This window comes from Gilvimarinus chinensis DSM 19667 (assembly GCF_000377745.1).
Lineage (GTDB): Bacteria > Pseudomonadota > Gammaproteobacteria > Pseudomonadales > Cellvibrionaceae > Gilvimarinus > Gilvimarinus chinensis.
This window is the reverse complement of the sequence record NZ_KB898707.1, coordinates 1-24935: the sequence shown is the minus strand read 5'-3', so window position 1 is coordinate 24935 and position 24935 is coordinate 1. Positions and strand designations below refer to the sequence as shown.

At 49.4% G+C, this 24935-nt stretch carries 18 protein-coding genes and 1 pseudogene; 15 read left to right on the top strand and 4 right to left on the bottom strand.

Annotation, left to right across the window (positions count from 1 at the left end; genetic code table 11):
* Positions 1–264: 264 nt before the first annotated feature.
* Both D568_RS0106085 and D568_RS22230 read left to right on the top strand, forming a co-directional pair.
* Positions 265–1869 (top strand): glycoside hydrolase family 43 protein, encoded by a 1605-nt coding sequence (locus D568_RS0106085; protein ID WP_020208696.1) that lies wholly within the window; start codon positions 265–267, stop codon positions 1867–1869.
* Between the two features lie 585 nt (positions 1870–2454).
* Positions 2455–2631: a nucleotidyl transferase AbiEii/AbiGii toxin family protein gene (locus tag D568_RS22230; protein ID WP_211211648.1), complete on the top strand. Its 177-nt coding sequence runs from the start codon at positions 2455–2457 to the stop codon at positions 2629–2631.
* A gap of 145 nt (positions 2632–2776) precedes the next feature.
* Here D568_RS22230 and D568_RS0106075 read toward each other — a convergent pair whose 3' ends face one another.
* On the bottom strand, positions 2777–3109 hold the full coding sequence (locus D568_RS0106075; protein WP_020208694.1) for a hypothetical protein: 333 nt from the start codon (positions 3107–3109) through the stop codon (positions 2777–2779).
* Between the two features lie 414 nt (positions 3110–3523).
* Here D568_RS0106075 and D568_RS0106065 point away from each other — a divergent pair, with 414 nt between their 5' ends.
* From D568_RS0106065 to D568_RS0106015, 11 genes are all read left to right on the top strand, one after another.
* Positions 3524–4186, top strand: coding sequence for a GntR family transcriptional regulator (locus D568_RS0106065; RefSeq protein ID WP_020208693.1), 663 nt, complete (start codon positions 3524–3526; stop codon positions 4184–4186).
* Position 4187: 1 nt separating this feature from the next.
* Positions 4188–5342, top strand: coding sequence for a mandelate racemase/muconate lactonizing enzyme family protein (locus D568_RS0106060; RefSeq protein ID WP_020208692.1), 1155 nt, complete (start codon positions 4188–4190; stop codon positions 5340–5342).
* 13 nt (positions 5343–5355) lie between these two features.
* Positions 5356–6627 carry an MFS transporter gene (locus D568_RS0106055; RefSeq protein WP_020208691.1) on the top strand — a complete coding sequence of 424 codons (1272 nt, stop codon included), beginning with the start codon at positions 5356–5358 and terminating at the stop codon, positions 6625–6627.
* Positions 6624–7628 (top strand): sugar kinase, encoded by a 1005-nt coding sequence (locus D568_RS0106050; RefSeq protein ID WP_020208690.1) that lies wholly within the window; start codon positions 6624–6626, stop codon positions 7626–7628. Before D568_RS0106055 ends, D568_RS0106050 begins: the two co-directional genes overlap by 4 nt.
* A 4-nt stretch (positions 7629–7632) precedes the next feature.
* Positions 7633–8289 carry a bifunctional 4-hydroxy-2-oxoglutarate aldolase/2-dehydro-3-deoxy-phosphogluconate aldolase gene (locus tag D568_RS0106045; RefSeq protein ID WP_020208689.1) on the top strand — a complete coding sequence of 219 codons (657 nt, stop codon included), beginning with the start codon at positions 7633–7635 and terminating at the stop codon, positions 8287–8289.
* The gene (locus D568_RS0106040) at positions 8286–10571 is read left to right on the top strand and encodes a beta-galactosidase (protein WP_020208688.1); all 2286 of its coding nucleotides are present in this window, start codon (positions 8286–8288) and stop codon (positions 10569–10571) included. Before D568_RS0106045 ends, D568_RS0106040 begins: the two co-directional genes overlap by 4 nt.
* 155 nt (positions 10572–10726) lie before the next feature.
* Entirely contained in the window at positions 10727–13528 is a 2802-nt protein-coding gene (locus D568_RS0106035) for a TonB-dependent receptor (protein ID WP_020208687.1), read from the top strand.
* A 247-nt stretch (positions 13529–13775) separates the two neighbouring features.
* Positions 13776–16547 (top strand): TonB-dependent receptor, encoded by a 2772-nt coding sequence (locus tag D568_RS0106030; RefSeq protein ID WP_026286887.1) that lies wholly within the window; start codon positions 13776–13778, stop codon positions 16545–16547.
* Positions 16548–16639: 92 nt separating this feature from the next.
* A complete protein-coding gene (locus D568_RS0106025) occupies positions 16640–18193 on the top strand; it encodes a tryptophan halogenase family protein (protein ID WP_020208685.1) in 1554 nt (517 codons plus the stop codon).
* Positions 18194–18213: 20 nt separating this feature from the next.
* Positions 18214–18930, top strand: a complete 717-nt coding sequence (locus tag D568_RS0106020) for a SapC family protein (RefSeq protein WP_020208684.1) — start codon at positions 18214–18216, stop codon at positions 18928–18930.
* Positions 18927–19940 carry an SMP-30/gluconolactonase/LRE family protein gene (locus D568_RS0106015; RefSeq protein ID WP_020208683.1) on the top strand — a complete coding sequence of 338 codons (1014 nt, stop codon included), beginning with the start codon at positions 18927–18929 and terminating at the stop codon, positions 19938–19940. The genes D568_RS0106020 and D568_RS0106015 overlap by 4 nt, the downstream gene beginning before the upstream one ends.
* A gap of 143 nt (positions 19941–20083) precedes the next feature.
* Here D568_RS0106015 and D568_RS0106010 read toward each other — a convergent pair whose 3' ends face one another.
* Entirely contained in the window at positions 20084–21127 is a 1044-nt protein-coding gene (locus D568_RS0106010) for an aldose epimerase family protein (protein ID WP_020208682.1), read from the bottom strand.
* Positions 21128–21460: 333 nt separating this feature from the next.
* Between D568_RS0106010 and D568_RS0106005 the strand changes: the two genes are divergently transcribed.
* Together D568_RS0106005 and D568_RS0106000 are read left to right on the top strand one after the other, a co-directional pair.
* Entirely contained in the window at positions 21461–22381 is a 921-nt protein-coding gene (locus tag D568_RS0106005; protein WP_020208681.1) for a sugar kinase, read from the top strand.
* Positions 22382–22396: 15 nt separating this feature from the next.
* The gene (locus D568_RS0106000) at positions 22397–23500 is read left to right on the top strand and encodes a glycoside hydrolase family 117 protein (RefSeq protein WP_020208680.1); all 1104 of its coding nucleotides are present in this window, start codon (positions 22397–22399) and stop codon (positions 23498–23500) included.
* A 96-nt stretch (positions 23501–23596) separates the two neighbouring features.
* On the opposite strand, the gene galK is transcribed toward D568_RS0106000, so the two are convergent.
* Complete coding sequence (galK, locus tag D568_RS0105995) at positions 23597–24745, bottom strand: galactokinase (protein WP_020208679.1); 1149 nt, start codon at positions 24743–24745, stop codon at positions 23597–23599.
* A 1-nt stretch (position 24746) separates the two neighbouring features.
* Positions 24747–24935 (bottom strand): annotated as a pseudogene (locus tag D568_RS19440) (galactose-1-phosphate uridylyltransferase); the annotation flags it as partial.

Below are 24935 nucleotides of genomic sequence, written 5' to 3'. Positions count from 1 at the left end.
TATCCAGCCCCCCCTGAAACACTTTTATATTTGAAACTATCGAGAACGTAAACCCTTATATTTACCCCATCAGTTGGGGGGAATACACTAGCTTACCCTTCTTAACGAGAGCTTTAATAATCATACCTCTTCACTCCTCCCTTGCGAATATTTACATCCTTTCTTGTATGCTATTCTCGACATGAATAATTAGTGATATTGCGATCACATTTCCATATTTAAAAATTTCGAAAGACACGCGAACTGATTAAAAGGATGACTAAAATGATTATCAACCCAATACTCAAGGGATTTAATCCTGACCCATCTATTTGCCGTGTTGGAAATGACTATTACATTGCAACGTCTACATTTGAGTGGTTTCCGGGCGTACAAATACATCATTCCCGTGATCTAGCTAACTGGACGTTGATTACCCATCCGTTAAACCAAACCGATTGGTTGGACATGAGAGGCCACCCCAATTCTTGTGGTATTTGGGCACCCTGTCTATCTTATTCAGACGGGGTATTTTATTTAGTGTACACCGATGTACGAGACTATCAGACCGATTATCAAAGCAGAAAAAACTACTTGATCACTAGCCGCGACATCATGGGCCCCTGGTCAGACCCCATATTTTTAAATAGCAGCGGCTTTGACCCATCTCTTTTTCATGATAACGACGGTCGAAAATGGCTTTTGAATGTTCTCTGGGACCATCGTCCAGAACCTAGCATTAACCATCACCGAGCTGCAAAATTTTTCTCAGGCATAATAGCTCAAGAGTTTGACTCTAAAAAAGAAGGCTTGGTCGGCCCGATTCATAATATTTTTGAAGGTTCTGAGCTTGGCTTGGTTGAGGGATCTCACTTATACAGAATCAACGGCTATTATTATCTTCTCACAGCAGAGGGTGGAACTTTTTCCCACCACGCATCGCTCTTCGCGCGAAGTAAAAACTTATTAGGACCTTACGAAATAGACCCTCAAATGCATTTTCTAACCAGTGCAGGTCATCACACAAACGAACTTCAACGAGCAGGACATGGAGATTTAGTTACCCTACCCAATGGAGACCATTACTTCGTTCATCTGGCATCGCGCCCCTTACCTAATCGAGGCCGAAGCGTACTTGGCCGCGAGACCGCTATCCAAAAGGTTAGCTTTTCTGATAGTGGATGGCCTAGGTTATCTCACGGCCAGAAAAATCCACTCTTAGAGACTCATAATAGTCTTGGCTTTGATTCGACATTGGAATTCCAAAAGGAACACTTTGACTTTTCTACCGATAAGCTGACAATTCACTACCAGAGTCCACGGTTTCCTCTACTGGAACCAATACTATCGTATAGTGCACGGCCAGGATATCTAAGGCTAAAAGGCCAAGAACCTCCTACAAGTCTCTACGAACAAAGTCTTATCGCAAGACGCCAACAAGCTTTCTGCTTTACAGCAGAAACAACTCTTGACTTTAACCCTAAAAGCTTCCAGCAAATGGCTGGTCTGATGAGCTTTTATAACACACAGAAGTTCATCTATTTATGCCTTACTCATGACGAGTCTTTGGGACGTGTCATTGAGATTGTCATGGCAACAATGGAAGGAAAAATGCTCTACCCCCTAGGCCAAAGGATACCTTTGCCGAAGGGCCAGATACGCCTGAAAATACAAGTGGAATGGGATCAATGGAGAGGATTTTGGGCCACTGAGTCTGGCAACTGGAATTCACTTGGCGGATACATTGATTACAGCGGTCTAGCCGACGAGGTTGGAGCAGAGCATTTTACCGGGGCTTTTGTAGGTATGGCATGCCATGATTTGTCGGGTCAATTTATAAACGCTGACTTCCAATCCTTTAGTTATAATGAATATAACTCTAACCAATAGAATTTTAACTCATACCAATTTTACAACATCGATCACTATAAACATTGTTCCGGTTAGCGAGCTGGCGGTTGAGGGCGTGGTCATAGCACCCTTTAAGTAAACTGATATGGGAACTGATACATAAATGACGGATACGTACCCCACCAGCCCCTAGTAAGTGACATGTAAACTGATACAAAATGCGCTTTCTATAGCCGAAATTGACATAACTTGAGTGAGGTTTCCTGCTGTTTAGATGCCCTCTAACCGACGATCCTTCGGATCCCGTCACCTAAGACAACGCAAAGTTATGCGCTCTTCGCTTTTGACTCAACAAAGAAGTTACTAATTATCCGCGATTATCTTCACTACGTGTAATTACGCAAACTGGAAATAATTTTAGGTAATTTACGGGATATCCCGGCATTACTGGAGTCCCACCGGTAGGGTCGTGGCGGTGAAGGGGCGGGTATCGCGCAGAATGGCGTATACGGAAAGTCTATTAAGTAGCAATATGTCTCTTGACCGGTCAATTATTGAAGATGTGGCTGCCGAGCTGGGTATTGATCCGCCTTCGTAGAAAAAGACTGGTATTCGGTTCGGGTTCTGAGAGCCATAAGTGAATACCACGACGGAAGTATTACAACAATATTTTCAGACGGGACCAGCCTGTCAAAAGGTCATAATCTAATCCAACGACTTTCCGAAGACCTGGATTTTCGCTGTTTCTACAACAGTGGAGACTGTACTAATAACTGTGTACAGTTTCGGTTTTACATGTAGATCCACCGTCTTCAGCTTCCAGCTAATTTGCCACTCGCCTTTTTTTGTTATAAAAAACTGGACATTCCAATGAAAACCAGCTGCTCTATTCACAGAAAAACAGCGAATACCTCCATTTCAACCAGCGCCTCCAGTGTAGTCAGCACTATAGGCTAAAGGTTTGTTCAAGAAGTTCAGACATCGTGATGCCTTTGCGTTCAGCGTGTGCCTTTAATCCGTCTCGAGCCTCACGGCTTACCTTAATATGTACCATGTAGTTAGGTTCAGTCTGACGAGCTCTTCGTGCAGAGAGCGCTTTTTGAAGTTTCTTGCGCTGCTCGGGAAGCAACGTCTCAATAAGGCGCTGAATATCCTCATCCGACTGGGCGAAGGATACTGCATCCAAGCCATAATCAGATTCCCCGTTGATGATGAGTTTACGGAACCACTCTTTTACCCATACACGCTCTTGGTTTGATCGCAACTTAAAAGGCTTCATACTTATTCCACGAAATAGAATTCTATTGCGTAGAATTCCATAGCATATCGATTAATGCAACAGTTAAATATTCCGTACTGGATGAAAAGCCTTTATATCGTGCGTGGTTTGTTACCGCTCCTTAGACCTACCCCGCTTAAGCGCTTGCTGTTCGGCATTTTCGCTGCGCTCGTCGCTTAATTTTCCTTGTAGGCGCAGACAAACATCGTCTATTTCCTCCCAAGTTTTGGTTTTCCATGGCAAAACTAAGGCTGTTATCAGTTTTTTTATAAATGACATAACACTGCTCTCGGCACTTTGGGAGTGATTATGACGGCCCGGCCTCGGGCGTTCTGTCGCTCACTCATATCCACCTCTTGATATTGCACACAATCCTATACTATATTGAATACAATCGACAATAAAGGTGTGCAAATGATAAACGCAAAACAAGCGCTTACCTACTTGATAGACCCAGAGGACAGTGTTTACGCACAGCTTCTGAGCGACATCGCCTTTGGGGAGTTCGTCAGCGGGGATCGGCTGGTCACTACTGCTTTAGCCACACGCTATGGCACTAGTGTGAACCCCGTGCGTGAGGCTTTAAAACAACTAGAAGGGGAAGGCTTCGTAACCTTTCAGCGCAACAGTGGTGCCCGTGTTGCTCGTTTTGAGTTCGAGACCATGCGCAACGTGTTTGAAATTCTTGCGGTACTCGAGCCCTACCTGTTGGATTGGTTCATCGAGCACCACAACCTCGAAAACCTGGCGGTGCTGCAACAGACAATAAATGACATGCAAGAGCTCTCGCCAGATGAGCCGGCTCGATTTCGAAAATTAGATACGCTCTTTCACTGGGAGATGTATCGCCACCATTATAACTCCATGGCTGTCGACCTATGGCGGCGCAAAAAGATCATGCTTCAGGCGTTACACGCGAAGTTGCCCATCAGCAAGGTAAAACTGAACACCACTATACAAGAACACCAGCAAATGCTGGACTCTTTAAGAAACGGGGATGGTGTGAGAATCAAGCAGCAGCTTGCAGAACATATTCAAACCAGTGGCGAATACTGGTCGCGCTTGTTTAGGCATTGATATGAAGATTACAAAACTAAAAAGCTACAGTTTCTGGGTCGGGTTTCGCAATGTTTGCTTGGTGAAAGTAGAGACCGACCAAGGCGTTTACGGATGGGGCGAGGCAGGTCTTTCGAGCCGTGAGCAAGCGGTAATGGGCGCGGTAAAGCATTTTGAGCAGTTTCTAATAGGACAAAACCCACTACACATCAGCGCCCTGTGGCAGCAGATGTACCGCGGGGCATACTTTGAAGGCGGTCGGGTACTCGCCGCGGCCATTGCCGCCATTGATATTGCATTGCACGATATCAAAGGAAAAGCATTAGGCGTGCCTGTCTATCAGCTATTAGGCGGCAAGCAGCGCGATCGTATTCCACTTTTTGCTACCAGTACTGTCGCTTTCGATGAAGGTTTTGTAGACGACGTTTTACGCCTTAAAGATGAAGGTTGGGACGTTATTCGAGCTACCACTGGAGAACATGGCACCCCAGAGAAACCGACATTATTTGATCCCCGTGCCTCTACTGCTAAAAGCGCTCACTGGCTTTGCAAGGCACGTGAAGCGCTAGGTAGTGAAGTCATATTCGGTATCGATTACCACCACCGTTTAAGTGTGGCCGAAACCGTTTCATTCTGCGGGAAAATGCCAACAGGAACACTGGACTTTTTAGAAGAACCTATCCGCGCCGAAAGCCCCCAAGCTTACCGAAGCCTGCGAGAAATGATCGATATCCCCTTCGCCATCGGCGAGGAGTTTACCAGCAAGTGGGATTTTGCTCCCTACGTTAATAATGCCTTAACCAATTTTGGCCGGGTAGATATTTGCAACGCCGGCGGCTTTACCGAGGCATTAAAAATTGCCGCGCAGTGCGAAACCGCCTACATCGACATGATGCCGCACAACCCCTTAAGCCCACTTTGTACAGCGGCTTCTATTCACTACTGCGCCGCCATCAGCAATCTAGCGTGGCTTGAGCTGGCGCCATACGACGGTGATTTAAGCGATTATGACCGCTATTTTGTCAACCGCCCCGAGGTAGTGAACAACCACTTTCGTATACCTGACGCCCCCGGGCTTGGCATCGATGTCAACGAAGCCGCTCTGCAAGGTAAATCCTTTAAGTACTGGGAGCCTCCACGCTTGATTAAACCCGATAACAGCTACACCAACTGGTAAAGCGAGAACAATAATGAGCAAATCTGTTACTCCGACACGTCTGCGAGCCAAGGCGTCCGTTTTATCGCTGATTTTTATCAGCGTGGTGATCAACTATATGGATCGCACCAACATCTCAGTAGCCGCCAGCGCCATTGGTGATGACTTGGAGTTATCCCGAGTGCAAATAGGCATTCTGTTCTCGGCGTTTGCCTGGACCTACTCCATCATGCAAATTCCCGGCGGCATGGTGGTGGATATTGTAAAGGTGCGCATTCTCTACCCTTTTATTCTTGTGGCGTGGTCACTCGCAACTTTAGTACAGGGCTTGGTTAGCTCGCTGGCAGCCATGGTGGGCTGTCGCATGGCGATCGGCGTGTTCGAAGCGCCCTCGTACCCGGCCAACAACAAAATTGTAACTCAGTGGTTTCCCGCTGAAGAGCGCGCCAGCGCCATCGCAATTTATACCTCAGGTCAATTTATTGGGCTGGCTTTTTTAATGCCGGTCCTGGCGATTATTCAGGAATATTTTACCTGGCGCGGTCTGTTTATCATCTCGGGGTTAATTGGTATTGCCTGGGCTGGCATTTGGTATTGGTTGTATCGCGACCCGGATGACAATAAAACCGATGAAAGCGACATAAAAACACCCGAAGTAAAGCAGGCGCAAGTGAGCTGGCGCAATCTCGGCATTGCGTTTTCCAGCCGCAAGTTGTGGGGCGTTTACATCGGTCAGTTTTGCCTCGGTGGAACCTTGATTTTCTTTCTGACCTGGTTTCCCACCTACCTTGAGGAGGAACGTGGCCTCACCAGTTTAAACAGTGGATTTTTAGCTTCGGTGCCTTTTTTAGCGGCCTTTTGTGGTGTGTTGCTATCGGGGTTTTTCTCAGATTTTTTAGTACGCCGTGGCGTCTCCAACGAGGTAGCTCGCAAAACCCCTATTATTCTCGGCCTATTATTATCCAGCACAGTGATCGCTGCGAACTATGTCAGTAGCACCTTTTGGGTCACGGTCTGTTTATCAATTACGTTTTTTGGCAACGGCCTGGCCTCCATTAACTGGGTGTTCGTCTCACTGCTCGCGCCAAAAAATATGGTGGGCCTAGTGGGTGGTTGTTTTAACTTTATTGGCGGCTTATCCGCCGTCACAGTACCTATTGCCATTGGTTACTTAACCGAGGGAGGCGACTTCCGTCCGGCATTAGTTCTTATCGGCGCGCTGGCCATTACCGGGTTGTTCTCATATTTATTCCTGGTCGGAAAGGTTGAAACTATCGAAGTGCCCAAAGGAGATAATAAATCGTGACTGTAGCGTGTTTTGGTGAAGTGATGTTGCGTCTTTCCCCTAACTTGCCCGGTGAAACGCTACGCCATACCCACCACTTAAAAATGGAGTTCGCCGGCGCTGAAAGTAATGTCGCCACCGGCTTAAGTGCACTGGGTAACTCAGTTCGCTTTCTCTCTAAATTCCCCCGTAATACTATTGGCGATGCCGCCATCGCCAGCTTGCAAAGTTACGGCATCGACTGTTCTCGGATCATCAGAGGCGGCAATCGCTTAGGAACTTATTTTATTGAGCTGGGTCACTCGCTACGTCCTTCTAAAGTGGTGTATGACCGCTCTCACTCGGCCATCAGCGAAGCGAATTGCGACGATTTTAACTGGCCCTTTTTGCTTCAGGATTGTAGCCATCTTCACCTTAGCGGTATTACCCCGGCTCTCTCAAAATCCTGTATTGATCTCACCATTAGCGCAGCAAAATCGGCTAAAAAGCTGGGATTAACAGTAAGCTTTGATATGAATTTTCGGCGCAGTTTATGGTTAGACAGTGATCAGGCAAGTGGTATTTTTAGTGAATTGCTGAATACCGCCGATATTGCTTTTGGTAACGCAGGAGTAATGGCTGATGTATTTAATCAATCTTACAACACCCTTACTCCAGAAGATGCGGCGGCGCAAGCGGCACGTGATTTGTCGGACACTTATGGATTGATTGCAGCCACCACTTGCCGTCAGTCACACAGCGCCAACCAAAACACGCTCAGTGGTTTTATTGCCGATCGTAACAACACCTTTCGTAGTCGTTCCATAAAAGTCGACATCTTAGATCGACTGGGTACAGGAGATGCTTTTGCTAGTGCTTGTCTGGATGGGCTGATTAAGAAAAAACCTTTGCAGGACATTATTCATTTTGCCAATTCCGCATTTGCCTTAGCGCACACCACTTACGGCGATTCTCACTGGAGTAGCCGAGAAGACATCCAAAAAATTGCCAACGGTCAAACCGGCGGTTATATCGTGAGATAAAAACATGAATCGTAAAGTAATTTTGCAACAACTTTTACATGAAAAATTAGTGATTATTATTCGTCTAAAACAGGTAGACGATGCCGATGCTATCGTCAAAGCATTAGTAGAGGGGGGCGTAAAGGCTATTGAGATAACGAGTAATACACCAGATTACACAAGAAAAATAACAGAGATTCGACTCAAATATCCTGAACTAACTGTAGGCGCAGGAACGATAACCTCTGTAAAGCTCGCTCTTGAAGCAATAAATGCGGGAGCACAATTTTTAGTAACTCCACACACCTGTCCACAAATAGCGGTTATATCTCACGAACGAGAAGTTCCTGTCATTATGGGAGCTATGACACCCACCGATATTGTGCTTGCTAGCAACGCCAAAGCGGACATTATTAAACTTTTCCCCTCAGGTGAACTGGGTCCTGAGTATCTAGCATCCTTGGCTCGTGGCCCATTTTTAAACACTCCGTTTTTCCCCGTTGGTGGAGTCACCCCCGATAACATACGTCAGTGGATGAATGCAGGCGCCTGTGGCGTCGGTGTAGGAGGCGCGCTGGCAGCGCCAGTAAACACCCCTGCTGAAGTAGAAGCGTTAACCCAAAGGGCCGCCGCTATTATCAATGATCTAAAAGATTATCCGACTTTTGAGGTGACACAATGAAGATAAAAGCACTCGCCACAGGCATAGGCATTTCGGTACTGATGGGTTGTTCAAGTCAGCACGCCAACAACCCCTCTCAATCGCTCACAACCCTTTACCGGCTTTATGATTTCGAACAGCCTACGCTGCCTAAAACACTAAGATCTGAAAACACCGATCTTGAACTGGTTCCCGGCCCCGACGGAAAGCAACTGCACGTTCGCTTCAACGCGCAAGAACACCATGAAGCCAGTTTTACTTTTAACCCCGAGCAACCGTGGCAGTGGAATAACTATTCGCAGTTCGCGTTCGCCATGGATATTGAAAACCCCGCCGAGGACTCAATTCACCTATACGCCAAGGTCAAGGACCAATCTGGCAAACAGCACAATCGAAGTTTTGTGGTCCCTGCTCAATCGCGCAATACTTATTATATGGAACTGCGCGGCGAAGACTTGACGACCGACACAGGTTTACGTGCTAATCCCAAACAATGGGTGACCAGCGCCGAGCCCATGATTTGGCGACACAGCGATAAAGTGCTGGATGTAAGCAACATTACCAGTGTGTCGTTTACCGTACGCGGCCTGCTACAAAATAAGCTCATCAATATCGACAATGTCCGATTAGTCGCGCCTAACACTCTAGACTCACACTACTTGACAGGCTTGCTGGATGAGTTCGGACAGAACGACAAGGTTGATACACCGTACAAAGTAGAGTCCACCGAACAAATGCGCCGCCAGGCCAAAACCGAAGCCGAGCAATTAGCCCGCGGCGCGCCAGCGGATCGCTCGCGCTTTGGCGGCTGGCTAAAGGGCCCCAAACTTGAAGCTACAGGTCACTTTCGAACCACCAAATATAAGGGCAAATGGAGCCTGGTTGACCCCGACGGCTACCTGTTTTATTCCAACGGTATTGCCAATGTGCGTATGTCTAACACCAGCACCATAACCGGCTACGATTTTGATCACGACCTGGTAGATGAACGTAGCAGCAATGACTTAACCCCAGAAGATTCCATAGGCCTAAACCGCGTGAGCGATAAAGCGCTACCTACCCGGCACATTGTTTCACCGCTACGCGCCGATATGTTTACCTGGCTGCCCGATTACGATGAGCCACTGGGGGCACACTACGGGTATCGCCGCTCGGTACACACAGGCCCGGTAGAGCGCGGCGAAACCTACAGCTTTTACCGCGCTAACCTAGAGCGCAAATACAAAACCGACGTTGCACCCGATTACATGGCCACCTGGCGTGAGGTTACCGTTGACCGTATGCTGCATTGGGGCTTTACCTCGTTTGGTAACTGGATTGATCCGGCGTTTTACCAGATGGACCGCATCCCCTACTTTGCCAACGGCTGGATTATCGGTGACTTTAAAACCGTCTCCAGCGGTAATGATTATTGGAGCCCGCTGCCCGACCCCTTTGACCCTCTGTTTGCCGAGCGGGCCGAGGCTACCATTAAACGCGTGGCCCAAGAGGTAAACAACAACCCTTGGTGCGTCGGTGTGTTTATCGACAATGAAAAGAGCTGGGGTGCCATGGGCTCGGTAGAATCTCAATACGGCATTGTGCTCAACACTCTCACCCGCCGTGACGCGGACAGCCCCACTAAGGCGGCCTTTAGCCGGTGGTTAGAGCAACGTTACGGGTCTATTACAGCACTAAACCAAGCTTGGGGAACAGATCTGGCCAGCTGGCACAACCTAAGTCAAGGTGTTGCCACCGAAGGCTACACAGAGGCGCAATTAGCCGACTTTGCCGAGCTGTTGCAGCTGTACGCCGAGAAGTACTTTGAAGTGGTGCACGATACTCTTACGCAATATATGCCGGATTATCTGTATATGGGCGCGCGCTTCGCCGACTGGGGCATGACTCCGGAGATACGCCGCGCGGCCGCCAAGTACGCCGATGTAGTGAGCTACAACTATTACAAAGAAGGCATTAACGAACCCTTCTTTGGCTTTTTAGCCGAGCTGGATAAACCCTCGATTATCGGCGAGTTTCACAATGGCGCCACCGATTCGGGCGTGTTTAATCCGGGCTTGATCCACTCGGAATCTCAGGCCGATCGCGGTCAGATGTACATCGATTATGTCACCAGCGCCGTGGAAAACCCCTATCTGGTGGGTACACACTGGTTCCAGTATTTGGACTCCCCCATTACCGGCCGCGCTTACGACGGCGAAAATTATAACGTCGGGTTTGTGTCTGTGGCAGATGTACCTTATAGCCCGCTGATAAAAGCAGCCCAGCGCGTTAATAAAACCCTCTACAACCGTCGTTTTAAATAGTCCGCTCTTTAGCCACCCCGAATGATTACAATATACTGTTAATTGTATACAATAATGCCGGGTGGCTAAATCCCCCTCTATAACAAAAATACACTTCTAGTAAACCCTATTTATTACTAAGAACCCCCTATCAGCACTTAAGAGGAGAGCTGTAGATGGCTACACCTGTACGCTTTAAATTAACGGCACTGTCAGCCGCGCTTATGTCACTGACAGCAAGCACCGGTTGGGCACAAGATGACATGGCCCTATTAGATGAGGTCGTTGTTGTGGGTATCCGCAGCGCGCTAACGGACTCGATGGACATCAAACGCGACGCCAACGGTGTTGTCGAGGCGATTTCGGCCGAAGATATTGGCAAGTTTCCGGACACCAACTTAGCTGAGTCCATGCAGCGCTTAACCGGCGTATCCATCGACCGTTCAAACAACGAGGGCAATGAAATTACCGTGCGCGGTTTTGGCCCCACGTTTAACCTAGTGACCCTTAATGGCCGGCAAATGCCCACCTCGGCGGCACTTAACTCAGAAGGTGTAAACCGCAGCTTTAACTTTAAAGAAATCGCCGCCGAGAGTGTGTCGGGTGTCGAGGTTTACAAGTCTAGCCGTGCCGAACTGCCCTCTGGCGGTATCGGTGCCACCATCGACATCCAAACCGCTCGTCCATTTGATTACGACGGTTTTACCGCCGCGGCCAGCGTAAAGGGCATGATGGACACCAGCAACGAAGAAGGCGATGACATCACCCCAGAAGCCTCGGGCATGATCAGCACCACCTTCCTTGACGGCATGTTCGGCCTGCTAGTGTCGGGCTCTTACTCTGAACGCGACAGCCAAAGTCAAAGGGTAGGCAGTCAGGGCTGGATTCAGGGCTTAGGTTCTGCCGATACCAGTGCGATTAACATCGAGCAAAACCCCGCGCGCTACTACTGGGCACCCAATACCTTTGAGGTAGAAGTAGCCAATCATTACCGCACCCGAGAAAACGGTCAGGTCGTTTTACAGTTTGCCCCGAGCGATTCTCTCACAGCGTCGTTGGATTATGTGATGTCTAACTATGAAGAAGACATCGATATGAATCGCACCAGCTTTTGGTTTGATAGCCCACAAAGCGTTACCGACAGCGACGGCACTGCCACCGTCATTCGCAACCCTGACGACCAACTGAACTTCTGGGCCTGGGATTACCACTTTCGTACAGAAAACGAGTCTCTGGGCTTAAACGTCGAATGGGACGTGAGCGATTCACTAACGCTTATATTTGATGCGCACGACTCGACGTCACACTCGCAGCCAGACGGCCAACCCGCCGAAACGCTGACCAGCCTGAACACGCCCATCGATTGGTACGCCGTGCCCCCCGTTGGCCTGGTGGACATTGGCGCCGACCTAAACGGTACCGCGTTGCCCACCCTTATCTACGATGACTCGGCCCTGATTAGCCAAACCGGCGCCGGAGCGTTTGATAAAAGCAATGTATCCGCCGGTCTTTACCAACAGCGCGGCTACGAAGTCGACAATAATATCGGGCAATTCCAGTTAGCCGGAATTTGGAGTACCGATACTGATAACGGCGTGCGCAGTATCGAAGTGGGCGTGGAAAACACTGTTTACGACGTCAACTCCTATCACACGGCCGACGTTAACAACGGCCTACAAGTGGATATCAGCGACCTTGCGGTAAACTTCTACCCTCTCGGCGATTTTGGTGATCAGCTCGACGGGCCTGAAAACCTCTTTCCCGAGCTGGTCGATTACAGTGCCAATGAGCTATTAGCACTTATCGCTGAGCAAGACCAACTGGTGCAATCGCCCGCCCAGCATAGCCATATAGAAGAAGATACCTTTGCCGCTTATGTCGCGTTAAATATCGATACCTTCTTAATGCGCTTGCCTGTGACCATCAATGCCGGCCTACGCTATGAAGACACCACCGTAACCGGCAGCGCCACCCAAACTGGCATCAACGCTATGCAGTACACCAATACGGGCTCTCTAACCCCCGTATACAGCGATGTCACCACCACCTACAACCAAGAGCACAGTTACTCCCACACCCTGCCCAACCTGGATGTAAAAATCGATTTATCTTCCGACTGGGTAGCGCGGGTATCCTACAGTGAAGCACTGGCCCGAGCGGATCTCTCCGGCCTGTTTCCATCAGTCAATATTACCAGTGCACGCCCCGGCGGCCCTTACTACGCCACTGAGGGCAACACTCAGCTGTCGCCCTACGAAGCGCAGAACATCGACTTATCGCTGGAGTGGTACTACGCACCGGGTAGCTATGTATCGGCCGGCTACTTTGACAAAAAAGTGGATAACTTTCTTACCGCTTACCAAATACCGACTGAGATTAACGATGTAAATGGCGAGCCGCTGCGCGACCCCAGCATCAATCCACGCCCTGGCTGCCCCGACACCACCAACACGGCCTGCCTGTCCCAGCCACAAGACCCCGTGATTAGTTGGGCCGCTATCACTCCCACCAACGCCGATAGCACCACGGTAAACGGCATCGAGTTAAACCTGCAGCATATGTTTGGCGACAGCGGTTTTGGTGTGATTGCCAATGCCACTATGGTGGACAGTGATGCAGAGTACGACGTCAACTCATACAGTCAGAGCATCGTACTGCCCGGCCTGAGTGACTCGGCCAACCTGATCGGCTTTTACGAGAAAAACGGCCTGCAGCTGCGTGTCGCATACAACTGGCGCGATGAGTTTCTGCTCAGCACAGGCCAACACCAAAGCGGCACCGAGCCCACCTTCACCGAAGAGTACGGTCAAATTGACATCAACGCCAGTTATGACATCAATGACTTCATCTCGGTATTTGTCGAAGGACTTAACGTCGGTGAAGCGACCGTTAGGCGCCATGGCCGCTACAGCGAGCAGCTAGTCGACGCCGAGCAGTACGGCTCACGCTACACCCTTGGTGTGCGCACCAAGTTCTAGCATTAACCCCCCACCCGCAGGGCAGTAACCACTGCCCTGCCCCTCCACGAGAAAGACATAAAAACTATCGATTGTATACAATATTATGTTGACATACTGTTTATATGGCTAGATCATAACCAAAGCTGTGAATCCGCATATTCTGGCGAAAACGCTCTTTAGCACGGGATGAGCGTAAACACGACAGTGAAAACTGACGTGCATTGCAACACCAATACAATAATCACCTGACAAGGGAGAGCTATAAATGGCTAAACACATACGATCGAATCTAAGCGCCCTATCGGCTGCGATACTGGCTGTATCTAGTTTCAATGCAACTGCGCAGAACAACGACTTACAAATGCTTGAGGAAGTCGTTGTTACTGGTATTCGCGGATCTCTAACAGACGCCATGGACATCAAACGTGAGGCCAGTGGTGTTGTAGAGGCAATTTCGGCAGAAGATATTGGTAAATTCCCCGACACTAACCTGGCAGAATCTCTACAACGGGTGACCGGTGTTTCTATCGACCGATCTAACAATGAAGGTAATCAGGTTACTGTGCGTGGCTTCGGCCCCTCGTTCAACTTGGTCACCATGAATGGCCGACAAATGCCAAACTCCAACACCCTCGACTCTGAAGGTGTAAATCGCAGCTTTAACTTCAAAGAGATTGCCGCAGAAAGTGTTGCTGGCGTGGAAGTATATAAATCTGGCCGTGCAGATATCAGCTCTGGCGGTATCGGTGCAACAATCAACATCAAGACCGCACGCCCATTTGATTACGATGGCTTTACAGCTGCCGGCAGCATTAAGGGTATGATGGATTTGAGCAACGAAGAAGGCGATGACGTTACTCCCGAAGTCTCCGCCATGGTGAGCACAACATTTCTGGATGACATGTTCGGCCTCTTGGTGTCAGGCTCTTACTCTGAGCGAGATAGTCAAAGCCAGCGTGTTGGCACCCAAGCATGGGTACGCGGGCTAGGATCTGCGGATACAACCGGCAATTTCTGGGCACCCTACACTTTTGATGTCGATGTTGCCAACCACTATCGCACTCGTGAAAACGGTCAGGTTGTTCTCCAATTCGCGCCAACGGATAGCATCACAGCAACACTTGACTATGTCATGTCGAACTATGAAGAAAATATCGACATGAACCGTACCAGCTACTGGTTTGATAACCCTGAAAGTGTTACCGACGAAAACGGTACCGCAGTACAGATTCGCAACCCTAACGATGAGCTGAACTTCTGGGCATGGGATTATCATTTCCTGACCGAGAATGAATCCGTTGGCCTGAATGTAGAGTGGGATGTTACCGATACTTTACGGTTAACCTTCGACGCCCATGACTCTACCTCTCACTCTCAGCCCGATGGTGAACAATCTGAAACCATCGCCAACTTGAAAAATCCGCGTATTGATGGCGTAGGCTTGGTGGACATTGGTGCAGACCTCAACGGAACTGACCTGCCTACTATTATCTATGATGACTCAGATCTGGTGGCAGAGACAGGTAATGGAGCTTATGACCCAAGCAATATCGTAACAGACCTGTTTCAGAAACGTGGCAATGAAATTGAGAATAACATAAAGCAGTACAAAGTAGCTGGTGAATGGGATAACGCAAACGATGGTGCATTACGCACAATTCATTTTGGTGTTGAGAATACCGAATATAATGTAGATGCCTATCGCACGTTTACTTTCGGCTTTGTTGATGCAGACATCTCAGGGCTGGATTTAACCTTTGACGAACTCGGTGATTTTGGCAGTGATCTCGGAGATACCAGTGGCCTGTTTCCTTATCTTGCCAATTACAGCGCGGCTGATTTCATTGACATCATCGACGAACAGGGTGCATTCTTTGTCAATCCTCCTACTGTCAATCGCGTTAATGAAGAAACTTTCGCGGCATATCTTGCTTTCGACTTTGAAACAGAGTTCAACGATCTTCCAATAACCATTAACGCCGGCGTGAGGTATGAAGATACTGAAACCGAAGGTACCTCAGTACAGAACGGAATTGTTTCTCTGAATTACCGCAATACTGAAGAACTGCAGGTGATTTATGATAACAATCCTTCGGACCAGACACTGGAAGGTGAATACACTCGCTTCTTACCTAATTTAGATATCAAGGTTGATCTAACCGACGATTGGGTTGTTCGTGGAAGCTATAGCAAAACCTTGTCTCGTCCAGATATATCGGCAATGTTCCCTGCGACACAGATCAGCGTTGCACGTCCGAATGGTCCATTCAATGCCACTCAAGGCAACCCTGGTCTTCTGCCTTATGAGTCTGAAAACCTCGACCTATCGGTTGAATGGTATTACGCAGAAGGGAGCTATGCTTCGGTAGGCTACTTTAAGAAATTCGTAGATAATTTTATCGGCTCGACCGTCGAACAACGAGAAATTCTCGACGTTAATGGTGAACCATTACGAGATCCAAGCGTGAACGCTCGTCCAGGGTGTCCCGATGGTTCTGCCACGCCAAACAGCGCCTGCTTGTCGCAGCCAGGTGACCCTGTAGTGACTTGGGATGTAGGTACACCGGGTAATCTTGAAAATACCGAAGTTGATGGCTGGGAGCTTAATCTGCAGCATATGTTTGGTGAAAGCGGATTTGGTGCTATTGCTAACGCAACCTTCGTGGACGGAGACGTTGAGTACGATATCACCTCATTCGAGCAAACCTTAGCTCTAACTGGTTTGAGCGATTCAGCCAACTTAATCGGCTTCTATGAAAAAGACGGATTCCAAATTCGCTTGGCTTACAACTGGCGTGATGATTTCTTGTTAAGCACTGGACAGCCACAAAACTTCAATGAACCGACCTTTACCGAGGCATACGGCCAGTGGGATCTAAACGCAAGTTATGACATTAATGATTATGTGTCAGTATTTGTTGAAGGTTTGAATATCACGGATGAAACTATTCGCCAACACGGTCGATACGCAGAACAGCTGTTAAGCGCAGAGCAGTATGGTTCACGCTATACGCTGGGCGTGCGCGCCAAGTTCTAAGGAAAGCTGGGTTACCCTGGAAGAACAAAAGGCCGGTACCCAGTACCGGCCTTTTGCTTTATGATTAAATCACAATAACAACATCCGTAATTATGCAGCAGCCTATTCAATCTATTGTCATTGTCGGTGGTGGGACAGCCGGTTGGCTTAGCGCCGGAGTCATCGCCGCGCGCCTGAACGCTACCCAAGAAAAGCCGGTGAAAGTCACCTTAATTGAATCACCCAATATCCCCATCGTCGGCGTCGGTGAGGGAACCTGGCCAACTATGCGCAATACACTAAAGAAAATGGGCGTGCGCGAAACCGATTTTATCCGCGAATGCCACGTATCCTTTAAACAAGGTGCCAAATTCGCGCGCTGGCATACAGGCAAAACAGAAGATGCTTACTATCATCCACTGATTTTGCCGCAGGGGTTTAACCATATTAATCTCGCACCTCATTGGCAAGTACAACCCAGAGGTACCAGTTTTTCACAGGCCGTGTGCCCGCAAGATGCACTATGCGAACGCTCTCTGGCCCCTAAAATGATTACTACCCCCGAGTATCAAGGGCTAGCCAATTACGCCTACCACCTGGATGCCGGAGCTTTCTCCAACTTTTTAACACGACACTGTACCGAGACTCTCGGTGTGCAGCACATACTCGATGAAGTCGTGGGCATTAAAACTGCTAACAATGGCGACATAAGTGCTTTGCTAACAGAGTCTGGCGCTGAACTAGCGGCGGATTTATTCATTGACTGCACAGGCTTCAAGTCAAAATTGTTGGGGGAGCACTATCAAATACCATTTAAATCCTGCAGCGACATTTTATTTGCCGATACAGCTTTGGCAGTTCATCTCCCTTATCAGCAGCCCGATACCGAAATTGCCTCGCACACCATTTCCACCGCACAGAGCGCTGGCTGGATTTGGGACATTGGTTTAGCGTCGAGACGTGGTGTTGGGCATGTTTTTGCCAGCCGTTATACCGACCGCGACAGCGCTTATCGTGAGCTCGCCGAGTACGCCGCACAGACAGGCCACAAGCTGGATAATTTAAGCGTACGGGAAATACCGATTACGCCCGGCCACCGCGAAAAATTCTGGCACAAGAACTGTGTCGCTGTGGGTTTGTCTGCCGGATTTCTCGAACCACTCGAGGCGTCGGCGTTAGTACTCGTGGAAATTTCTGCGGACTTTATTGCCAGCCAACTACCGGCTAATCGAGCCGTTATGGATACCGTCGCGAGGCGATTTAACCGGACATTTCACTATCGCTGGGAGCGCATTATCGACTTTCTCAAGCTGCACTATATGCTCACAGTGCGCGACGACAATGACTTCTGGATTGATAATCGTGACCCTGTTAGCATTCCCGATAGCCTACACGAACTGATTGAGCTATGGCGCTATCACCCACCCTGGGATAACGATTTTGACCATGCCACAGAGGTCTTCCCGGCGGCCAGCTATCAGTACGTACTCTACGGCATGGGGTTTCACACCCAAGCCCACCCCGCTGGCCTGTCGGCGCAACAAAAACAACTGGCCAAACAAGCCTTTGCCAAAAATATTGAGATGACACAAAAACTCGCATCTGTTCTCCCGGGCAATCGCGAGCTAATTAATAAAATTTACCGCCATGGTCTGGCAACGGTATAACAACACATCAGGAGACTTTCGTGACGAATCTAGTTCCTTTAGACAAAGATCAACACAGCGAACTGCGTATAATCACCCACCACGGCAAAGAGTACGGAGAAAATGTTCACCTGACTCCGATAGTCGCAACCGAGCTTCAGTCTCTGGTGCTAGACTACCCCTGCGCTTTAATGAAGGATGAACAAACCGGTCACTTTGGCCTCTACGCCCTGCTTGGCTTTGAAAATAACGAAAACCTATATCTACAACAAGATCAGTGGCGCGCGTCTTACATACCACTGCACATTCGCCGACAACCATTTGTTTCGGTTACTGCACAAAACCAGCAAGGCCGCGGCAACCTGCTCATAGATTTGGACAGCGCACGAGTAAACAAAGAACAAGGCGAACCGCTGTTTAACACTGATGGCACGAACAGCCAATATTTGCAAAATACTCAGCAGCTACTGGGAGCACTTATGGGCGGTATACAAGCCTCCCAGGCTTTTGTTCAAACACTAACCGAGCTTGCGCTGCTGGAACCAATAAAGCTCGATATCGCCTTCGCCAGCGGTCAAAAGCAAACTTATCAGGGCCTGTATAGTGTCAGTGCAGAAAAACTCAGCGCACTACAGGGAAAAAACCTGCAAACAGTGCACGAGCGAGGCTATTTAAACGCCTGCCACTATCTACTGGCATCGCTGGGGCATATTCGCAAATTAGTGGATTGGAAAAACGCGCAGGAGCCCTCGCAATGAAGATTTTGTTTTATGTCGCATTCGCATGCCTGTTCACCGCATGCACCAGCACGCCTGAGCATGTGGCTCCCGCCACAATTGAAAAATACGCCGATATCACTATCTACGACCCGAGCGCCCTGAAGCGAATTAATCCGAACGCCAAAATCGAAGTGCTCGCCACGGGCTATGCTTGGACAGAGGGGCCACTTTGGATAGACGATGGCTATTTGCTGTTCTCCGACATACCGAACAACTTGATTGAAAAGTATACACCGGGTAAGGGTACTGAGTTATACCTTCAACCTTCAGGGGCTACCGGTCTCACCCCTTCAGACGACAAAGGAGGCTCTAACGGCCTGCTGCTCTCACACTCAGGAGAACTTATTGCCTTGCAACAGGGTGACCGCCGCGTGGCCGTCATGCAAGCGCCTTTGCAAGCACCCGCCGCGCATTTTAAACCACTGGCGCAGCGCTATCAGGGCAAGCGCCTAAACAGCCCTAATGATGCGGTACTGGACAGCAAAGGCCGATTGTACTTCACTGACCCTCCTTATGGGCTGGCCGAAGGTAATAGTGATCCGCGACGCGAACTGGAGTTTAACGGTATTTTTGCCTTGGAAAGTGATGGCACACTGACATTGCTGGACAATGCGGTAGCAGCGCCCAATGGCATCGCCCTAGTTAACGACGAGCAGACTTTGATCGTCGCAGTGTCAGACAAAGACGAACCCGTATGGCTAGCCTACGACATTAACAGCAGTGGCGGGCTGGATAATAAGCGAGTATTTTTTGATGCACGTCAAGTGCGTAATCTCGGCCCAGGTGTTCCCGATGGCATGGCCGTCGCTCGTGACGGCACCATTTTTGCCACAGGTCCAGGGGGCGTTTGGGTGTTCACCGAGCAGGCTGAACTTCTAGCGATAATTCACACCGGAAGGCTGACCGCCAACTGCGCTCTTGATGGCCGCGAGCAGCATCTGTACATCACCGCCCACGATGCGCTTTTACGTTTGAAGTTAAAACCTTAGCTTGATTTCGAGTGCTGCTTTCAGGTGGCGATCAAACTGGCAAATTTAATTGTCGAGTTAAAATGCACACTTGCAAGTAGCGCCCACAAGACACTGCACTGGTTCTTATTTACCGCCGAGGTTAGTTATCGACGACACCCAGCTTATACCTCAAAGCGATACAGGGTTGTCTCACGATAGGTCTGCCCGGGTTGTACCACCACCGATGGAAAGTCCGGGTGATTGACCGCATCGGGAAAACCCTGGCACTCCAGACAAACCGCTCCATAACGGGGAAAAGCTTGTAACGACGCGGCCGCGTCCTGGTGTAAAAAATTTCCCGTATAAACCTGAACCCCCGGCTGAGTGGAGAATACCCTCATCCGTCGACCAGTGTCGGGGTCCGTCAATATCGCTACCGGGGCCAGTTTATTGGACGTATCTTGGTCGATGACAAAATTGTGATCGACGCCTCCAGCCTCTTGAACTTCCGAGTCGCCGAGGTTAAGCACTTCATTCAGCTTTCGCGCTTGGCGAAAATCCAGGGGCCGCCCCGCTACATCCGCCAGATACCCCAACGGAATGCCATTGCCGTTAATGGGCGTATAGCGCTGTGCAAATACTTGTAACTCGTGGCGACCAATAGTACCTGCGCCGCCCAGGTTAAAATAACTGTGCTGAGTTAAATTGACCGGCGTCGCCGCTTTAGTGCATTCGCCACGGTAGTCTATCCGAAGCTCATTATTATCATTAAAAGTATAAACCACCTCGACCGCCAAATGACCCGGATACCCTTGATCCCCTTCTTCGCTGACCAAAGCTAAACGTAGTTGTTGAGATTGCGAGCTGGAATATTGTGCTTGCCAGAGTTTTTTATCAAAGCCACACAAACCACCGTGCAAATGATTGGGGCCGTTATTCACCTCTAATTGGTAGCGGTTACCCTGAATTGAAAAACCCCCTGAAGCAATCCGATTGGCCACTCGGCCCACCACAGCCCCCAGGTAGGAACTGCCTTTGAGATAACCTTCCAGGCTATCGTAGCCAAGCACCAAATTAACAGTCTTTGCATTGTCCTTGGGCGCATAAATTCCAGTGATGATAGCTCCGTAATCAATAATGCTAACTTTCATGCCGTTGGCATTACTCAACGTGTACTCATGCACCTTAGCACCGCAAGGTAATTTACCGTAAAAACTTTTTTCCATTTTGCACCTCTTGTTATCGGTGCTTATTTAACATTGTCTTACTGAGGAGTTCCAGCCTTATTCCATAGGAATAAAAAAAGGCCACAGCTTCTGAGCAAACTGTGGCCTCAACGAAATGTGCTCACGTAAACAAGCATCTGCTTCAATTAGTCGCTTCAGTGAGGAGAGCCCATAACTCCACGACTAATCGGTAGTTTAGAACGCAAAGAAACCAGGTGCCCATAATGTTTCTTCACGCCGACAAGTAACTACAGCTTCAGTTTGCAAAACTTCAACTCGCATGTCAACAGTTAATTGTATACAATAAGACGATTGGTTTTAAATGGTACAGATATGATGGAAATCACCGTGTTTGGCGAATGCATGTTGGAGCTGTCGAGCTCCTCAGCCTCCCAGTTTCAACAAAGTTATGCGGGGGATGTTTACAGTGTGGCCACTTACCTGTCTCGCTTAGCTTCAAAGTTGACCATCAACATGTACACCGCTGTTGGCAGAGATCCTTTCAGCACTCAACTTACCAAAGCACTCCATAATGAGAACGTCAACACACAGTTGATAGCTCGCCATCCAGACAAAATGCTAGGGCTCTATGTCATTCGCAATGATGAATCCGGCGAGCGCGAATTTCTGTATTGGCGTGATGACTCAGCCGCTAAGCATTGCTTAAAGCTCAGTCCACCCAAACAACTACCCAGGCCCGACGTATTTTATCTAAGCGGTATCAGTCTTGCGATTTTAGATGAAACGGATCGTGAGTTGTTGATTACACAAATTTCTACTTGGAAACAATATGGTACTGTGGTTGTCTTTGATCCCAACCACCGCCCCAAATTATGGAACTGCCCCGAAGTCGCTAAAAAATGTTATCGGAAAATCTTCGCTCTCAGTGACATCGCATTGCCCGGAATGGATGATTTACACACGCTATACGGTTACTCACAACCAGAGCAAGCTATCACCTGGCTTAAGGGCTTAGGCTGCACAGATATTGTCGTAAAAGACGGCAGCCGAAATATTCATTATGCCAGCAAAGAGGGACAGGGTCAGTTTAAGGTTGTCCCCGTAAAACAGGTGATTGACGCAACGGCCGCTGGCGACTCATTCGCTGCAGGGTTTCTCGCGCGTCGATTACAGGGCGATAGCGCTGAACAAGCGATCGCATACGCTTGTGAGGTATCTTCTCAAGTGCTTTTGCATCAAGGCGCTATAATCCCTAAAAACAAATTTCGTATTCCCAAAGCCATCTATGGTTAATCAGCAGGATTTTCTATGAGTGATTCTCAAACTACGTTAAGTAAAGCTAGCTTACGCGCTATCGAACGCGGGTATGATAATACCGATGCCAATTGGGTCTTTGAATTCGATATTTCACCACTAGGCGGTGATTTTGCCTATCAAGAAGGCGTTATTCGCCGCGATCCCAGCGCAGTAATCCAAGTTGATGGCACGTTTCACGTCTATTACACCAAAGGCGAAGGCGAAACCGTGGGCTTTGGCAGTGACAACCCAGAAGATAAAGTCTTCCCATGGGACAAAACAGAGGTCTGGCACGCCACATCTAAAGACGGCTACGACTGGAAGGAAGAAGGACCTGCTGTTGTCCCCGGAGAAAAGGGTCGCTACGATGATCGCGCCTGTTTCACGCCGGAGGTTCTCGAACACGAAGGCCGTTTTTATCTCGTCTATCAGGTTGTGCAAGCCCCTTACCTAAACCGTAGCAAAGAACACATTGCCATCGCTCACAGCGACTCACCTTACGGCCCTTGGAGCAAGTCTGACGCCCCCATTTTAAGCCCTGCCGACAACGGCGTGTGGGATGGCGACGAAGACAACCGCTTTCACGTGAAAGAGCGCGGCGATTTTGACAGCCACAAAGTACACGACCCTTGCCTGATGTTTTTTAAAGGCCAGTTCTACCTGTACTACAAAGGCGAGATCATGGGCGAAGGCATGAACTTTGGCGGCCGCGAAATTAAACACGGGGTTGCCATTGCCGACAACATTCTAGGACCCTACACCAAGTCGCCGTTAAACCCAGTGACCAACAGCGGTCACGAGGTGGCGGTATGGCACTACAACGACGGCATGGCTTGCATCCTTACCACCGACGGCCCCGAAAAAAATACCTGCCAGTGGGCCGACGACGGCGTCAACTTTGACATTATGTCTCATATTAAAGGTGCCCCTGAGGCCATGGGCATGTATCGTAAGCCCGGCTATGAAAAATCCGACGACGCTATGGCTGGTATCGAGTGGGGCCTGTGCCACAAGTACGATGCCAGCTGGAACTGGAATTACATTTGTCAGTACAAAGCCCGCCGCCAAGTTCTGGAGTCTGGCACCTTCCAGCAAACCGGTGGCTCGGGCGTATAAGCCGGGCTAATCACACAAAAAAGCCAGCATTTTTGCTGGCTTTTTTGCTTGGCTTATGACGCAACCAGCTGCACCGCCTTGGCGGCGCAGGATTAATTACGAGTAGAGTACCCGCGCACCGTCTTTTGCTTTGCAGTGATACACGTTGGGCTCTTTGGCAAACTTCTGGGCGTATTTTGCTTTAACGTCTGCCTCAATCGCCTGTGCTTTATCGTTGGGCACCAAGGCCACCACACAGCCACCAAAGCCGCCACCGGTCATACGTACACCGCCATCGTTATCCAACTGAGCATCAACCGTCTCTACGATAAAATCGATCTCGGGGACGGTAATCTCAAAGTCGTCGCGCATAGAGATATGCGAATCACGCATGGTTTGATACACCGCGGATAGATCGCCGGTTCTTAGAGCAATGGCGCAGCGCTGGGTACGATCGTTTTCGGTCAATACGTGACGGGCACGACGGTAGGCCAGCTCGTCCAGCTGCTCGCGCTTTTGCTCTAACATATCCAGCGTGGCATCACGCAGGATACTCACACCCAACGCCTGTGCGGCACGCTCGCAATCGGCTCGGCGGTCGTTGTACTCACTGCCCACCAAATTGCGCTCAACCCGCGAGTCGATAATCAAAATATCCAGCTCGTCGGGGATAGACACCAAATCAAACGACAGATCGCGACAATCGAGCAGCAGCGCGTGTCCTTCTTTCCCGCCGGCTGAGGCCAGTTGATCCATAATGCCGCAGCTACAACCGGCAAAATCGTTTTCAGCCGATTGCGCAATGCGGGCAAGGTCGCTGACGGTCAAACCCAGGTCGTTGATGTCGCTTAAGGCCTTGGCAAAGGCAACCGATAAAGACGCCGACGAGCTAAGGCCCGCACCGCGGGGCACATTGCCTTCGATGTAGACATCCAGGCCTTTTAATGTGTGGCCCTGAGCCAGCAATATGGCGCACACACCGCGCAGATAGTTGGACCACAGGCAGGCTTCGTCAGTGGTTACATCAGCGTTGAGCGTCCACTGGTTGTACTCGTCGCCAAAGTTGCCCGCGCAAACCCGTATGACATTGTCATCGCGCACCGAGGTGGCCACGTAGGTGCCAAACTCCAGCGCACAGGGAAACACAAAGCCGTCGTTGTAGTCGGTGTGTTCGCCAATCACATTGACCCGCCCTGGGGCGAAGTACAAGCCGGTGGCATTTTTGCTGAAAACCGATACAAAACGGTCAGTGATCTGCTGTTGCATGTCAGTCGTTCTCTAAATAGTGCTTAGTGCTGCAGGCGCGCAAACGTTCGGCGGCCTGCTCTGGGGTGATATCGCGCTGGGCTTCGGCCAGCATTTCGTACCCCACCATAAATTTCTTGACGCTGGCACTGCGCAGCAAGGGCGGAAAGAAGCTCGCGTGCAGTTGCCAGTGGTCATTTGGCTCGCCATT

Bases quoted from the DNA above. Each gene is read 5' to 3' on its own strand.
- D568_RS0106085 (WP_020208696.1), top strand. From the start codon at position 265: ATGATTATCAACCCAATACTCAAGGGATTTAATCCTGACCCATCTATT.
- D568_RS0106075 (WP_020208694.1), bottom strand. From the start codon at position 3,109: ATGAAGCCTTTTAAGTTGCGATCAAACCAAGAGCGTGTATGGGTAAAA.
- D568_RS0106065 (WP_020208693.1), top strand. From the start codon at position 3,524: ATGATAAACGCAAAACAAGCGCTTACCTACTTGATAGACCCAGAGGAC.
- D568_RS0106060 (WP_020208692.1), top strand. From the start codon at position 4,188: ATGAAGATTACAAAACTAAAAAGCTACAGTTTCTGGGTCGGGTTTCGC.
- D568_RS0106055 (WP_020208691.1), top strand. From the start codon at position 5,356: ATGAGCAAATCTGTTACTCCGACACGTCTGCGAGCCAAGGCGTCCGTT.
- D568_RS0106045 (WP_020208689.1), top strand. From the start codon at position 7,633: ATGAATCGTAAAGTAATTTTGCAACAACTTTTACATGAAAAATTAGTG.
- D568_RS0106040 (WP_020208688.1), top strand. From the start codon at position 8,286: ATGAAGATAAAAGCACTCGCCACAGGCATAGGCATTTCGGTACTGATG.
- D568_RS0106035 (WP_020208687.1), top strand. From the start codon at position 10,727: ATGGCTACACCTGTACGCTTTAAATTAACGGCACTGTCAGCCGCGCTT.
- D568_RS0106030 (WP_026286887.1), top strand. From the start codon at position 13,776: ATGGCTAAACACATACGATCGAATCTAAGCGCCCTATCGGCTGCGATA.
- D568_RS0106025 (WP_020208685.1), top strand. From the start codon at position 16,640: ATGCAGCAGCCTATTCAATCTATTGTCATTGTCGGTGGTGGGACAGCC.
- D568_RS0106015 (WP_020208683.1), top strand. From the start codon at position 18,927: ATGAAGATTTTGTTTTATGTCGCATTCGCATGCCTGTTCACCGCATGC.
- D568_RS0106010 (WP_020208682.1), bottom strand. From the start codon at position 21,127: ATGGAAAAAAGTTTTTACGGTAAATTACCTTGCGGTGCTAAGGTGCAT.
- D568_RS0106005 (WP_020208681.1), top strand. From the start codon at position 21,461: ATGATGGAAATCACCGTGTTTGGCGAATGCATGTTGGAGCTGTCGAGC.
- D568_RS0106000 (WP_020208680.1), top strand. From the start codon at position 22,397: ATGAGTGATTCTCAAACTACGTTAAGTAAAGCTAGCTTACGCGCTATC.
- galK (WP_020208679.1), bottom strand. From the start codon at position 24,745: ATGCAACAGCAGATCACTGACCGTTTTGTATCGGTTTTCAGCAAAAAT.